9 protein-coding genes are annotated in these 13533 nt (G+C 72.1%); 4 read left to right on the top strand and 5 right to left on the bottom strand.

The window, feature by feature from the left end; genetic code table 11:
• Positions 1-134 precede the first annotated feature (134 nt).
• On the bottom strand, positions 135-2456 hold the full coding sequence (locus ACWC21_RS09265; protein WP_450879726.1) for a glycosyl hydrolase family 95 catalytic domain-containing protein: 2322 nt from the start codon (positions 2454-2456) through the stop codon (positions 135-137).
• 243 nt (positions 2457-2699) lie between these two features.
• On the opposite strand from ACWC21_RS09265, the gene ACWC21_RS09260 reads away from it, so the two are divergent.
• Both ACWC21_RS09260 and ACWC21_RS09255 read left to right on the top strand, forming a co-directional pair.
• Entirely contained in the window at positions 2700-3947 is a 1248-nt protein-coding gene (locus ACWC21_RS09260; RefSeq protein ID WP_450879724.1) for an SGNH/GDSL hydrolase family protein, read from the top strand.
• A gap of 83 nt (positions 3948-4030) precedes the next feature.
• A complete protein-coding gene (locus tag ACWC21_RS09255; protein ID WP_450879722.1) occupies positions 4031-5497 on the top strand; it encodes a glycoside hydrolase family 3 protein in 1467 nt (488 codons plus the stop codon).
• A gap of 13 nt (positions 5498-5510) precedes the next feature.
• Here the strand turns inward: ACWC21_RS09255 and ACWC21_RS09250 are convergent, their stop codons facing one another.
• Positions 5511-6833: a glycoside hydrolase 5 family protein gene (locus ACWC21_RS09250; protein WP_450879720.1), complete on the bottom strand. Its 1323-nt coding sequence runs from the start codon at positions 6831-6833 to the stop codon at positions 5511-5513.
• Positions 6834-6841: 8 nt separating this feature from the next.
• On the opposite strand from ACWC21_RS09250, the gene ACWC21_RS09245 reads away from it, so the two are divergent.
• Both ACWC21_RS09245 and ACWC21_RS09240 read left to right on the top strand, forming a co-directional pair.
• The gene (locus ACWC21_RS09245) at positions 6842-7831 is read left to right on the top strand and encodes an N-acetylglucosamine kinase (RefSeq protein ID WP_450879718.1); all 990 of its coding nucleotides are present in this window, start codon (positions 6842-6844) and stop codon (positions 7829-7831) included.
• Between the two features lie 164 nt (positions 7832-7995).
• Entirely contained in the window at positions 7996-10173 is a 2178-nt protein-coding gene (locus ACWC21_RS09240; protein WP_450879851.1) for a glycoside hydrolase family 3 N-terminal domain-containing protein, read from the top strand.
• Here the strand turns inward: ACWC21_RS09240 and ACWC21_RS09235 are convergent.
• Genes ACWC21_RS09235 through ACWC21_RS09225 form a run of 3 tightly spaced genes read right to left on the bottom strand, consistent with a single transcriptional unit; the run spans position 10137 to position 13404 of the window.
• Complete coding sequence (locus ACWC21_RS09235; RefSeq protein WP_450879716.1) at positions 10137-11015, bottom strand: carbohydrate ABC transporter permease; 879 nt, start codon at positions 11013-11015, stop codon at positions 10137-10139. The two genes, ACWC21_RS09240 and ACWC21_RS09235, sit on opposite strands and share 37 nt — an antisense overlap.
• Positions 11012-12013 carry a carbohydrate ABC transporter permease gene (locus ACWC21_RS09230; protein ID WP_450879849.1) on the bottom strand — a complete coding sequence of 334 codons (1002 nt, stop codon included), beginning with the start codon at positions 12011-12013 and terminating at the stop codon, positions 11012-11014. Before ACWC21_RS09230 ends, ACWC21_RS09235 begins: the two co-directional genes overlap by 4 nt.
• Before the next feature lie 17 nt (positions 12014-12030).
• Positions 12031-13404, bottom strand: coding sequence for an extracellular solute-binding protein (locus ACWC21_RS09225; protein ID WP_450879714.1), 1374 nt, complete (start codon positions 13402-13404; stop codon positions 12031-12033).
• Positions 13405-13533: the final 129 nt, after the last annotated feature.

Raw genomic sequence — 13533 nt, 5'->3', positions numbered from 1 at the left:
CCACGACTTACGCCACGAAGCTGGTGTCTTGGACTACTGCCCCTCTGTTGGGTCGATTTCGGGTGAGTGCCGAAGCGTTCAATCGATAATCGACACGCGCGCGGTGCCTTCCTGGTCGCACCTGTTCGAGCAGGCTACGGCAGGCCCCAGGCCGGCCCCGGTTGGCTGACGGCGACCGGTGCGATGACGAGGTCGGGCCGGGAACCGGAATGGACGAGCACTTCCCGGCCCTTGGGCAGGTCGATGGCGAGGGTGCCGTCGCCCAGATCCCGGGTGTGGGCCGGAGAGCCGTCGTCCAGCAGCACGGTGAGGGCCCCGCCGAGGCCGTGCCGGAGCTTGAGCGGCTCGCCCGCCAGGCTTCGGATCCGGATGAAGCGGGTCGTCCCCGCCTTGCGGACGGCGCTGACCAGGAAGGCGCCCTGGGCGCGGAAGTCGTGCAGGGTGACGTCCGCCCAGGCGGACGGGACGGCCGGGAAGACGCGGATCACGCCACCCCAGCTCTGGCAGAACATGTCGTGCAGGGACTGCGACGCGGACAGCGGTGTCTCGATGACCGGACCGGCCTCGGTGTAGTGGGTGTTGGCGCGGCAGGGATAGCGGGTGGTGGGGTCGAAGAACTTCCGCAGGTAGCTGAGCGCGGTGTCGCCGTCGCCCGTCATCGCGTACATCGAGGCGGCCCCGGTGTAGCTGTAGCCCCGGTGGGCGCCGGTCAGCGCGTGCCAGTGGGCCACCGACCTCGAGATCAGGTCGCGGCTCTCGGGCTGGTCCCAGTTGACGAGGTACAGCGGGTACACCATCAGCAGGTGCGAGTAGTGCCGGTGGGACTGCGCGTAGGGGGTGCCCCCACCGATCATGAAGCCGTTGTCGTCGACCGGATACGGTGTGAGCCTGGCGAGTACCTCCTGCCAGCGTGGCTTCAACTCGTCGTCGATACCGAGCAGTTCGGCGGACTCGAGGAGTGTGCCGCAGCCCCAGCGGATCAGGGCCAGGTCGTAGTTGGTGTCCTGCGGCGGCACGACCGGGTACTCGGGTGAGAGTGTGCTCGGCAGGTGGAGCCTGCCGTCGCTGCCCGGGGTGAGGAAGTGCAGGTAGTAGTTGATGGCACGGCGCAGCACCGGGTAGATCGTGTCCCGCAGCAGGGACTTGTCCATGGAGTGCCGGTAGGACAGCCACACGTTGTGCAGCGCCCAGGTGAGGTCGCCGGTCTCGGCGCCGGTACCCGGCCGGCCCACCTCGCGGTCGGCGAACATGTCGGAACTCCGGCCGATGCCGGAGCTGTCCGCGCGGTAGGCGGCGGGCACGTTGGCGACGAGCTGTTCCTGGTTCTGCCGCAGGGTGGTGGCGAGCGAGTCGAGTTCCGGGTGGTTGAAGCCATGGATGAGCCAGTACTCCAGCTGGACGTTGAGGTTCCACCACACCGCGGGCCAGGGCGTGGGCTCCAGCCATGGACCCGAGGTGGCCATGACGGGGCCGCCGGCGCGGCTGGCGGAGGCGGCCTTGTAGAGCTGGATCCAGTGGAAACTCTGCAGCCGCTGGTCGGGGAACGACACGAAGCTCTTCCGGTAGAACTCGTGCCACCATCGGGTGTGCCGTCGCCTGAGAGCGCCGTACGAGGTCGCCCGCCGGAGGTTGCGCAGTGAGTCGGTCTCGGCCGCGGTGCCGGAGGGCGAGCTGTGTCCGACGCTGAGCAGCAGATCGTGGCCGGTACGCCGGTACGCCGTGGCGGTCTGTCCGCCGCCGGTGAGCGGCTGGAGCACCTGCTCGGTGCCGTCGTCCGCGGTCCGGTTGGTCCAGGGCGGGTTGGCGGTGTAGCCGGCGGGCGGGGCCTCGCTGATGTGCCGGGGGCTGACGGCCTCCTCCGGGTGGAACGTCCAGGTGACCCGCTCGCCGCCGGCGGCCGTCACTCGGGCGGCGAACACCTCGTCGTGGATGAGGGAGGAGAGGGTGAGGGTGCCCGCGGTGGTGGTGACGGTGCCGGTGAGCTCGGCGTTCCACAGGCTCAGGCGCCAGTCGACGGCGGTGATGGTGCCGGCCGGTTCCAGCGTGAGGTGCCCGACGGGCAGACGGCACGTGCCCCAGCCGCTGCCGAACTCCGGCCGGTGGTCCTGGACCCGGCCGTGCTGGACGGTGAAGCGGATCCGGTCGGCGCCCGGCTCCTGGTAGACCATGCTGCCGAGCAGCCCGTCGCCGAGGAAGGGGCCCTCGTGCCAGAGGGCGGGCAGCCGGGTCCACAGCAGGTCCTGTGCGCGCAGGAACCGGTCCCAGGCGCCGTCGGTGGTCATCGAGTCGCGGAGTTTCCAAGGGTGCCCGGCCCGTGCGCCGTTCGGCCCCACCACCGCCGTGGGCTGTCCGGCGTGGGCCGTTCCGGGCAGGGCCGCGGCCGCCGCTCCGCCGAGGGCGGTGCCGAGCACGGCTCTGCGGGGGACCGGTGAGCGGCTCTCCTGCTGCGAGGTCATCGTCGTCCTCCAGGCCTGACGTGTCGTCGATACATCGGGTGTATCGGCGAAACTAAGGACCCTTCGTGAACCTGTCAACAAGAAGAACACGTCTGATGTACGCCACCGTTGGTCGTCTGAGCTGAGCGTTCACATCAACAACTCCGACTCAACTACTTGACTCATCGGATGTATTGAGGTTGCCTGCGCTCGCGTCCCCACTCCTGAGCCGCTTGTGGCTCCCCACCGGAAGGACGGCATCCCATGCGCAGAGGCGCCATCCCGTACTTACTGACGGCTCTCGCGGCCGCACTGGCCCTGGCGCTTCTGTCGCCGCCCGCGAACGCGGCCACGTCGAGTCACCGTCACGGAGCCGGCCGGTCCGGCTGGACCGGCACCTGGGAGGCCGCCGCGTCCGCCACCACCAACCAGATCCCGGGCCAGTCGGTGCGCAACGTCGTCCACACCAGCGTCGGGGGCCGCGCGGCCCGGATCCGGGTGTCCAACCGGTTCGGCACGGCACCGCTCCGACTCGGCTCCGTGACGGTCGCCGTGCAGAAGGCCGGCGCCCCGAAGACCCCTGACGCGGTTGCCGGGACGGTGCGCCGGGTCACCTTCGGCGGCGCCGCCTCCGCCGAGGTCCCGGCCGGCGAGGACGCGGTGAGCGATCCGGTCCCACTCCGGGTGTCCTCGGGCGCCAACCTTCTGGTCAGCCTGTACACACCCGACGACTCGGGCCCGGCGACGTACCACCGCTCCGCCCTGCAGACGTCGTTCCTCGCCCCGGACGGCGACCATACGACGGACGAGGGCGGCGCCGCGTACACCGCGACCACCGGTTCCTGGTACTACCTGACCGGCGTCGACGTGCTCGGCGCACGGGCCGCGGGAAGTGTCGTCGCCCTCGGTGACTCGATCACCGACGGCTCCGGGTCGACCTCGAGCGCCAACCACCGCTGGCCCGACCGGCTCGCCGCCCGTCTGCGCGCACTGCCGCCGCGCCGACGCCTCGGCGTGCTGAACGCCGGGATCGCGGGCAACCGGGTGCTGCTGGACGGCACCGGCCCCAGCGCCCTGTCCCGACTGGACGCCGACGTCCTCTCCCGCAGCGGCGTCCGCGCCCTGATCGTCATGGAGGGCATCAACGACATCAAGGGCAACCCCAACCAGACCGATCCCGCCGCCTTCGCGGCCGCGTACCGGCAGATCGTGGCCCGCGCCCACGTCCGCGGCATCCGGGTCGTCGGCGGCACGATCACCCCGTACGGCGGCAACGGCGGCTGGACCGCGGCCCGTGAGGCCGTGCGGCAGTCCGTCAACGACATGGTCCGGCACGGCGGCATCTTCGACGCGGTGGCCGACTTCGACGCCACCGTCCGGGACCCCGACGCCCCGGACCGGATCCTGCCCGCCTACGACTCCGGCGACCATCTCCACTTCGGCGACGCCGGTCTTCAGGCGATGGCCGACGTGATCGACCTCGACTCGCTCACCGGCAAAGGCGCGCGCTGAACGAGAGTGAGCCCTCCGTGGTTCTGAATCGTTGAACCATCGCTCTGTTGACATCTGGCTGAATGAGCCACAGGATCTCAGGGGTGACCCACTCCGAGCCCCGGTCCGCCGAGCTGGACGAGGCGGCCCACCGCTGCCTCGTCGCGGGATTCGACGGCACCACCACCGTTCCCGACACCCTCAAGCGGCTGATCGACCGCGGGCTGGGCGGCGTCATCCTGTTCACCCGCAACGTGCGGGACGCCGCCCAGGTCCGTGAACTCACCGACACGCTGCGCGCGTTGCGCCCCGATCTGCTGGTGGCCATCGACAACGAGGGCGGCGGCATCGGCCACCTGGGGCGGGCCGGCGCCCCCGAGGTGCCCGGCAACTGGGCGCTCGGCGTCACCGACGACCCGGAGCTCACCGGCCGGTGCGCCGACGCCCTGGCCGGGCACCTGGCCGGCCTCGGCATCAGCGTCTCCTACGCCCCCGTCGCCGACGTCCAGCGCCGGCCGGACAACCCGATCGTGCGCACCCGCTCGTTCGGCCCCGACCCGGAACTGGTCGCCCGTCATCTGCGGGCGTGGATCGCCGCCACCGAAGCGCGCGGCATCGCGTCCTGCGCCAAGCACTTCCCCGGCCACGGCGGCACCCGCACCGACAGCCACCACGACACGGCGGTGGACCCGCGACCGCGGCGGGAACTCGACCTCGCTCCCTTCCGCGCCGCCGTCGACGCCGGAGTGCCGATGCTCATGAGCGCCCACGTCGTCTTCCCGGCACTCGACCCCGGCCGCCCCGCCACCCTCAGCCCGCGCATCCTGACCGGGCTGCTCCGCGACGAACTCGGCTTCGACGGCGTCCTGGTCAGCGACGCCCTGGAGATGAAGGCGATATCCGCGCGCTACGGCGAGGCGGCCGGCGCCCGGCTCGCCCTCGCCGCCGGAGCGGACCAGGTCATCGTCGCCGTTCCCGATCTGGAGACCACCCTCGCCTGCCGGGACTCCGTGCTCGACGCGATACGGACCGGCCCGCCGGCGCGGCGGCGGGTGACGGAGGCCGCCGAGCGGGTACGCCGGCTCGCCGAGCGGTACGCGGCCCCGGCGGCCGCCGTCCGCGACTGGGACGACGGGGCGGGCCGCGAGGCCGCGCGCCGAGCCGTACACGCACAACCACTGCCGCGGCCGGTACGGGGCGCCCATGTCGTCGACCTGTTCCCGCCGCCGCACCCCGCGCTCAACTGGGGCGGGGAGGACCTGCCGGCCGAGCTGCGGGCCGTCGATCCGACCGCCACGGGCACGGCGGTCACCGGGGAGCCCGCGGACCCCGAGGGCTTCGCCGAGGGGCTGCTCCGCCTCGCTGAGGGGCGCCCGCTGGTCGTCGCGGTGTGCGACGCCCGGCTGCACCCCTGGCAGACGCGGCTGCGCGACCTGCTGCTGGCCGGACGGCCCGACGCCGTGCGGGTTGCGACCGGGCTGCCGGAGCCGGGTGACGGGGCCGTGTGCTCGTACGGCCGCGGCCGGGTCAACTTGCGCGCGACGGCGCAGGCCCTGGCGGGCGCCGGCTGATCCGGGCGCCCCGTCACGGCAGTCGGACCAGCTCCGTGATGCCCCGCCGCGCGAGGTACGCCGCGTCGTCCGCCCGGCCGGCCAGGACCACCGCCGGGCGCGCCCCCTCGGCGCGCAGCCGCATCCACGCCTCGAAGTAGGCGCCGCCCGGTCCGGAGACGGAGCGCGTGCCGGGTGTGCAGTCCAGGACCAGGGCGGTCCCCCGGGGCGGTGCGGACCCCGGCCCGGAGCGCAGCTCCGCGACGGTGCCGGCGAGCTCCACGGCGATCGGCTTCGCGCGGCCCGCCGAGTCGAACAGGCCCAGGGTGTACTCGAGTTCCGGGTAGTCGGCGAGGGCGCGGTCCACGTCGTGGGAGCACCACCAGGTCACGCCCCAGAGGTTCGGGCAGCCGGCCGCGTTCAGCAGTGTCGCGCGCGCGAACTCCGGGGCGTCGGCCGCGAGGACGTGCGGTTCGGGGGCACCCGTCTCCTGGACCCAGACCGGGCGGGCGGGGTCCTCGGCGTACGCGGTCGCGAGCTCGGTGCCGTACTCGGCGAGATGGTGCACCTGCGGGGAGCGGGGGCCGTAGCGCCGGGCGCAGTTCGCCGAGAACACCCACGGGTGCACGGTGGTCAGGTCCCCCTTGCGCGCCGAGGCCTCGGGCGTGAAGGGATGGTCGTCGCCGTACCATGCGGCGTCGTACGCGGAGTGCGTGACCAGACCGCCGGACACGCCGAGCCCGGCCCTGGCCGCGGCCAGCAGCGTGTCGAGGTAGTGGTCGACCTCGGCCGTGGTGACCGGGTTGCCGTCGACCATGTTGTTGAGCTCGTTGCCGAGTTGCAGCCCGATGAGGTTCGGCCGGCCGGTGAGGGCGCGGCCGAGCGTGCGCAGGAGCACGGCCTGCGCCTCGATCGCGTCCGGGTCGGTGAACACGTTGCGGTGGTGCCCGCCCCGGGTCCACTCCGGGTAGAAGTCGAAGCTCGACAGATGGCCCTGCACGCCGTCCACGAGGACGTCGAGCCCGGCCTCGGCCGCCAGATCGACCAGGCGGGCCAGCTGGTCCACGGCGGCGGTGCGGACCAGCGCGCGGTTGGGCTGGAGGAGCGGCCAGAGGTGGAACACCCGGACGTGGTCGAGGCCCAGTCCGGCGATCTGCGCCAGGTCCTCGCGCGCGTGCCCGGCGTCGAAGTCGTACCAGGAGTGGAACCAGCCGCGTCTCGGCGTGTAGTTGACACCGAACCGGAGCGGCGGGAGCGCGGGGGGAGTGCTGATGGGTCCTCCTCGGGGTGTGCGCGGCGACGCGCGGACACGAGGCACTTGCCGGGCCTTGTCTGCCGCGAATGTATCAACCACCATGGGCGTCAATGAATAGTGATTTGAACCAGGATTTCGTGGTCGGCCTGGACGCCGGCGGCACCCGCACGCGCGCCGTCCTCGCGGCCGCGGACGACGGCCGTCCACTGGGCGAGGGCACCGCGGGACCGGGCAACGCCCTGACCGTGCCGGTGCCCCGGCTGACCGAGCACCTCGCCGAGGCGGTCGGCCGGGCCGTCCTGGAACCGAGGCGCGGCCGGGTGGTGGCCGTGGCCGGCGGATTCGCGGGCGCGTCCCGGGGCGCCGCGGACGAGCCGGGCCGGGCCAGGGCGCGGTCCGCCCTGACGGCGGCGCTGGAACGGCTGGGCATCGCGGCCGCGTCGGTCGAGGTCTTCAGCGACATCGAGGCCGCCTTCGCCGCCGCACCCGGCAGCCCCGCCGACGGCATCGCGCTCGTCGCCGGCACCGGAGCGGTCGCGGCCCGGATCTCGCGGCGCCTGTGCACCGCGACCGCCGGCGGCGACGGCTGGCTGCTCGGCGACGACGGCAGCGGGTTCTGGCTCGGGCGGGCCGCGGTGCGCGCGGCACTGCGGATGGCCGACGGCAGGGGCGGTCCGACGGCCCTGGCCGGGTCGGTGGGGCGGGCACTGGGGCTGCCGGGGGAGGTGCTGCCGCGGCCCGGGGCCGGGGTGTGGAGCCGCACCGATCGCGAGGCGTACCGCAGACACCTGCTCCCCGCGGTCATGGCCCCGCCGCCCGTTCACCTCGCCCGGTTCGCACCGTTGGTGACCGAGGCCGCCCGGGACGGGGACGCGGCCGCCGTGGGGCTGCTCGAGGAGGCCGCCGACCATCTCGCCGCCTCCCTCCGGGCCCTCGACCCCCGCCCGGGCGAGCGGACCGTCGCCACCGGCGGCCTGCTCGGCCCGGACGGCCCGCTGACCGCGCCCCTCACCACCCGCCTGCGCACCCTCGGTCTGACCCTCGACTGGGTGGCCGACGGTTCGCGGGGCGCTGTCGAGCTGGCACGACGGGCCATCTGACGAGCCACGGAAGGAACGGCCGTATGCCGACCCCGAAAGACACGGCCGCGTCGGCCGCCGACCAGCACGGCACCTCCGACCGCTTCCCGGACCACGACGGCCGCCCCCGGTACCGGGACCCGGCGGCTCCCGAGGACGCCCGCGTCCAGGACCTGCTCTCCCGCATGACCCTGCGGGAGAAGGTCGGGCAGCTCAACCAGCGGATGTACGGCTGGCACGCCTATCGCCGCACCCCCGGCGGCGACTTCGAACTCACCGACGCCCTGCACGCCGAGACCGAGCGCTTCGCCGGCCTCGGGGCCCTCTACGGCCTGCTGCGCGCCGACGCCTGGTCCGGCGTCGACCACACCACCGGTGCCGGGGCGGAGCACGGCGCGGACCTCGCCGACATGGTGCAGCGGCACGTCCTCGGGCGCAGCCGCCTCGGCATACCCGCGCTGTTCGTCGAGGAGGTCCCGCACGGCCACCTGGCGCTCGACGGCACGGTCCTCCCGGTCAACCTGGCCGTCGGCGCCACCTGGGACCCGGAGCTGTACGAGCGCGCCGCGGCCCACGCCGCCGCCGAACTACGCTCCCGCGGCGGCCACCTGGCCCTCGTCTCCGCGCTGGACATCGCCCGCGACCCGCGCTGGGGCCGTACCGAGGAGTGCTTCGGCGAGGACCCCTACCTGGCGGCCCGGCTGACGCAGGCCCTCGTACGGGGTATGCAGGGCGCTCCGGGCGACCGTTTCGCCGAAGACAAGGCCCCCGTCGTTCTCAAGCACTTCGCCGGCCAGGGCGCCACCGTCGGCGGACGCAACTCCGCCGAGTCCGAGCTCGGGTGGCGGGAACTGCACGAGATCCACCTCCCCGCCGCCCGGGCCGGCGTCCGCGCCGGAGCCGCCGCCGTCATGGCCGCGTACAACGAGGTCGACGGGCTGCCCTGCTCCGGCAACCGGGCCCTGCTCACCGGACTCCTCAGGCAGGACTGGGGGTTCGAGGGCCTGGTGATGGCGGACGGACTCGCGGTGGACCGGCTGGCCCGGATCACCGGTGACAAGGTCTCCGCGGGTGCCCTCGCGCTCAATGCCGGGGTGGACCTGAGTCTTTGGGACGAGGGCTTCACACATCTTCAGGAGGCGGTCGAGCGGGGGCTGGTCGGCGAGAAGGCCCTCGATGCCGCCGTCGCCCGCGTCCTGCGCCTCAAGTTCCGCCTCGGACTGTTCGACCGGCAGGGTCCGACGCCGTCCGCGCCGGCCGGAGGCAGGGAGCTGAGCACCGCCCTCGCCCGGGCCGCGGTCACGCTCCTGCGCAACGACGGCCGCACGCTGCCCGTCCGGGCCGATGTCTCCCGTATCGCCGTACTGGGCCCCCAAGCGGACACCACCGCCCACCAGTCGGGCGACTACACAGCCCCGCAACGCCCCGGCACGGGCAGCAGCGTGCTCGACGCGCTGCACCGGCTCGCCCCGCCCGGCGTCGGCATCCGGCACGCCCGTGGCTGCGCCCTCACCGGCGACGACCGCTCCGGCATCCCGGAGGCGGCCGCCGCGGCCGCCGCGTGCGACCTGGCCGTGGTCGTCCTCGGGGGCAGCAGCGCCCGCACACCGGACACCGGCTTCGCCGCCAACGGCGCGGCCCTGACCGATGTGCGCGAACTGACCTGCGGGGAGGGCGCCGACCTGGCGGGACTGGGGCTCGGTGCCGCCCAGTACGCGCTGCTCGATGCCGTCGTCGCGACCGGCACGCCGACCGCGGTCGTGCTGATCCAGGGCCGCCCGCACGTCGTACCCGACACCGCGGCCGCGGTGCTCACCGCCTGGTACCCCGGCCCGTGGGGCGGCGAGGCGATCGCCGAGGTGCTGCTCGGGCTCGCCGAACCGGCCGGGCGGCTGCCCGTCTCCGTGCCGCGCTCGGTGGCCCAGCTCCCCGTCCACTACAACCACAAGGACACGGAGTACGGCGGATACGTGGACGAGAGCGCCGAGCCGCTCCACTCCTTCGGACACGGGCTGTCGTACACGAGCTTCGAGCTCGGCGCACCGCGCGTGTCGGGGCCCGAGGTCGCGGTCGACGTCACCAACCGCGGGGACCGGTACGGGCGTACGGTCGTGCAGGTCTATCTGCGGCGCCTGATCACGCCGGTGTGGCCGCGCACCCTCGAACTGTGTGCGTTCGAGGGTGTCGCCCTCGCGCCCGGTGAGCGCCGTACGGTCACGATGACCCTGGGAGCCGAGCCCGACTGCGCCGCCGCCGAGATCCGGGTGGCCCAGTCGGCGCGGGCCGCGCTGACCGCCGTACCGGTGGTGGTCCGGCCGGCCGGTGGTCAGAACTTCACGGCCCCCGCCGACACGCCCTTGTAGAACCACCGCTGAGTGATCACGAACAGCAGCAGCACCGGGACGATCGAGATCACCGAGCCGGCCATCACCATCCGCTGGTCGTAGCCGAACGACGAACTCTGCAGACGTGACAGACCCAGCGTCAGCGTCATGTGGTTCTCCGAGCGCAGCACGATCAGCGGCCACAGGAAGTCGTCCCAGGCGCTGATGAAGGTGTTGATGACGACCACCATGATCGCGCCCCACGCGGACGGCAGGTACAGGTACCGGAAGCGCTGCCACTCGCTCGCGCCGTCGAGCATCGCCGAGTCCTCGATCTCGCGCGGCACGGCCAGGAACGCACCGCGCATCAGCAGGACGTTGATGGCGCCCACGAACCCGGGCAGCCACACGCCCACCAGGTTGTCCACCAGCCCCAGGTCACGGATGCTCAGGAACAGCGACACCATGATCGACTCGAACGGGAACATCATGGAGGCCGCCAGCACGATCCAGACCGCCTTGCGGCCCTTCCAGCCCGGCTTGGAGAGCATGTAGCCGGCCGTGGTGGAGAACACCAGCTGGCTGGTGACGGACAGGACCACCACGATCAGGCTGTTCCTGATGTACGTGGCCACCGGCACCTGCTCGAAGATCGCCTCGTAGGCCCGCAGGGTCGGATGGCGCGGCAGCAGGGTGGCGTTCGCCCCGAAGACGTCCTCGCTGGTGCTCTTCAGCGACGCCAGGAGCTGCCACAGCAGCGGCCCGACGGTGATGGCCAGTACGAACAGCAGCAGCAGATAGCGGACGACGAGTTCACCGGGGCGACCGTAGTCCCTCCAGCGGGGCGCCAGGCGCCGGCGCCTGGCCACAGCGGTCGTCATGACTCGTCCTCCTTCGTCAGGCGCTGCGCCAGCAGGGTCAGCCCCAGCGTCAGCAGGAACAGCGCCACACTGACCGCCGACCCGTAACCGGCGTTGCCGGTGATCGGGTCCAGGCCGACGTCGCGGATGTAGAAGGGCAGGGTGCGGTCGGCGCCGCCGGGGCCGCCGGTGTAGCTGCCGAGCATGAAGATCTCGGTGAACACCCGTAGCGAGCCGATGCCGGTGAGCGTGCCGACCAGCATCATGGCCTGCCGCACGCCCGGCACGGTGATGTGCCAGAAGCGCCGGATCGCACCGGCACCGTCCATGGACGCCGCCTCGTGCAGCTCCGGGGACACGTTCCCGAGGGCGGCCAGGTAGAAGACCATGTACCAGCCGAGCCCCTTCCACAGCGTCAGGCCCATCGCGCAGAGCAGGATCAGCCACGAGTCGGACAGGAAGGGAATGGCCTGCTTGATCAGATGTGCCTTCTGCAACCAGGTGTTGATCAGCCCGTCGTCGGCCAGCAGCCACTGCCAGCTCAGCCCCACGACCACGCTGGAGGCGAGCACCGGGGTGTAGAAGGCCGACCGGAAGAACCCGATGCCGGGCAGCTTCTTCTCCACCAGGACGGCCAGCATCAGCGGCAGCAGCACCATCAGCGGAACCACGATCAGCGCGTACAGCAGGCTGTTGCGGGTCGCCAGCCAGAAGTCGGAGTCGCCCAGCATCCGGGTGTAGTTGGACAGCCCGACGAAGCTCGCGGCGCCTCCGAGCGGCTTGGCGTCGGTGAACGACAGCAGGACGGTGTTGAGGAACGGGAACACGCCGAAGACCGCCGCACAGACGAGCGCGGGGGCGGTCCACAGCCAGGGCAGCCACCAGCGGCGGTACAGTGCCGCGCCGTTGGCGCCGGGAGCGGGGCCGGGCCGGACGGCCCGGGCCAGCCGGCGGAGGCGGGACGGGGCCGTGCCCGGCACGGAGGCGGACTCCGCACCGGGCACGGGCACCGGCTTCACGGTCTGCGTCGTCACGGTCAGCTGCCCTGCTTCAACAGCTCGTCGGCCTTCGCCTGGGCATCCTTGACGGCCTGCTCCGGGCTCTTCTTGCCCTGCATGGCCAGCTGCACCTGGCTCACGATGGCGTTCTGCACCGCCGGGGAGAGGTTGGTCTGGTTGGTGTCGGCCGTCTTGAGCTGGTCGGCGACGAGCTTGCGGGCCTGCGAGAAGGGGTCGTCACCGGTCACGTGCTGGAAGAACGGGTCGTCCAGCGAGGCCGAGGTGGTCGGGAAGATCACCACGTTGGGGTCCTTGCACCAGGCCGTCTGGTTCTCGGCGTTGGTGAGGAACTCGGCGAACGCCAGCGCCACCGGCGCGTGCTTGCTGGTCGCGGCGACCGAGATGAACTGCGGTGCACCGGCGGAGGCGCGGCCGAGCGCGTCGTAGGGCTGCTGGCCGACGGCCGTCTTGGCGTAGACCGACGGGCTGTTCTGCTTCACGAACCGCACGAAGCTCGGGTTCGTCGAGCCGTAGGCGACCTTGCCCTGACTGTAGAGCGTGGAGGGGTCGTTGCTGGAGGACAGCGAGTCCTTCGGCATCGCGCCTTCCTTGTACAGCTTCGCCATCCAGGCGACCCACCGGGTGGTGCGCGGGTCGTCGGCGAACACGGCCGACTTGCCGTCCGCGGAAAGGACCTTGATGTTCATCTGGTCGAAGTCGGCCGGGATGCGCCAGATCGGGTTGGCCATCGTCGCGTAGAACTTGCCGTCGGCCGCCTTGGCGATCTTCTCGTAGTCGGCGAACAGCCCGAAGAGGGTCTTCGGGGGCTTGGCCGGATCGACCCCGGCCTTGTTCAGCAGGTCCTTGTTGTACGTCAGCAGTACACCGCCGGTGTACCAGGGGAGCGTGGTGTGGATCGCCTTCCCGGAGGCGTCCTTGAAGGTGGCGGACTTCCAGAACGACGGGACGAACGGCTTCGCGGCGTCCGGGTCCTTCACGCCCAGGTCGAGCAGGTAGCCGGCCTTGGTGAGGGCGGTCGCGGTCGGGGCGTTGATGTTGATGACGTCCGGCAACGTGCAGGCCTGGGCGTCGGCGACCGTGCGCTGGGTGAAGGTGTTGTCGCCGGGGTCGTCGATCCACTTGACCGAGGTACCGGGGTGGGCCGCCTGGAAGGCCTTGATCACCCCGTTGAAGAAGTCACCGAAGTCTTTCTTCAGGTTGGTGGTCTGGAAGGTGATCCCGCCTTTGACGTCGCCGGAGAGCTTGCCGGACCCGACGTTGGCCTTGTCGACCTTGCAGCCGCCGGCGGTGGCATCCCCGCTGCCGGAGCCGCCGGACAGGCCGCAGCCGGCGGCCGTCAACGACAGGACAACGAGACATGCCAGGGATCCGGGAAGTCTGCTTGCGCGCATGGGTGCCCTCCTGCGGCGGAGCGGGATAGCTGGTTCAAATCACCAACTTGGAGGTTGATTGATGAAAAGGTGGACCAGAATTCATCGGAGGTCAATGGGTTGCCGTGTTGCTTTTGGGTTCCGGGACGC

The organism is Streptomyces sp. NPDC001348, assembly GCF_053597535.1.
The sequence above is the reverse complement of the archived record's forward strand: the minus strand, read 5'-3'. Positions and strand labels throughout refer to the sequence as shown.

What these genes read in the sequence shown, in the direction of transcription:
- ACWC21_RS09240 (WP_450879851.1), top strand. Translation starts at nt 7,996, where the DNA reads ATGACCCTGCGGGAGAAGGTCGGGCAGCTCAACCAGCGGATGTACGGC.
- ACWC21_RS09245 (WP_450879718.1), top strand. Translation starts at nt 6,842, where the DNA reads ATGAATAGTGATTTGAACCAGGATTTCGTGGTCGGCCTGGACGCCGGC.
- ACWC21_RS09265 (WP_450879726.1), bottom strand. Translation starts at nt 2,456, where the DNA reads ATGACCTCGCAGCAGGAGAGCCGCTCACCGGTCCCCCGCAGAGCCGTG.
- ACWC21_RS09225 (WP_450879714.1), bottom strand. Translation starts at nt 13,404, where the DNA reads ATGCGCGCAAGCAGACTTCCCGGATCCCTGGCATGTCTCGTTGTCCTG.
- ACWC21_RS09235 (WP_450879716.1), bottom strand. Translation starts at nt 11,015, where the DNA reads ATGACGACCGCTGTGGCCAGGCGCCGGCGCCTGGCGCCCCGCTGGAGG.
- ACWC21_RS09250 (WP_450879720.1), bottom strand. Translation starts at nt 6,833, where the DNA reads ATGGTGGTTGATACATTCGCGGCAGACAAGGCCCGGCAAGTGCCTCGT.
- ACWC21_RS09260 (WP_450879724.1), top strand. Translation starts at nt 2,700, where the DNA reads ATGCGCAGAGGCGCCATCCCGTACTTACTGACGGCTCTCGCGGCCGCA.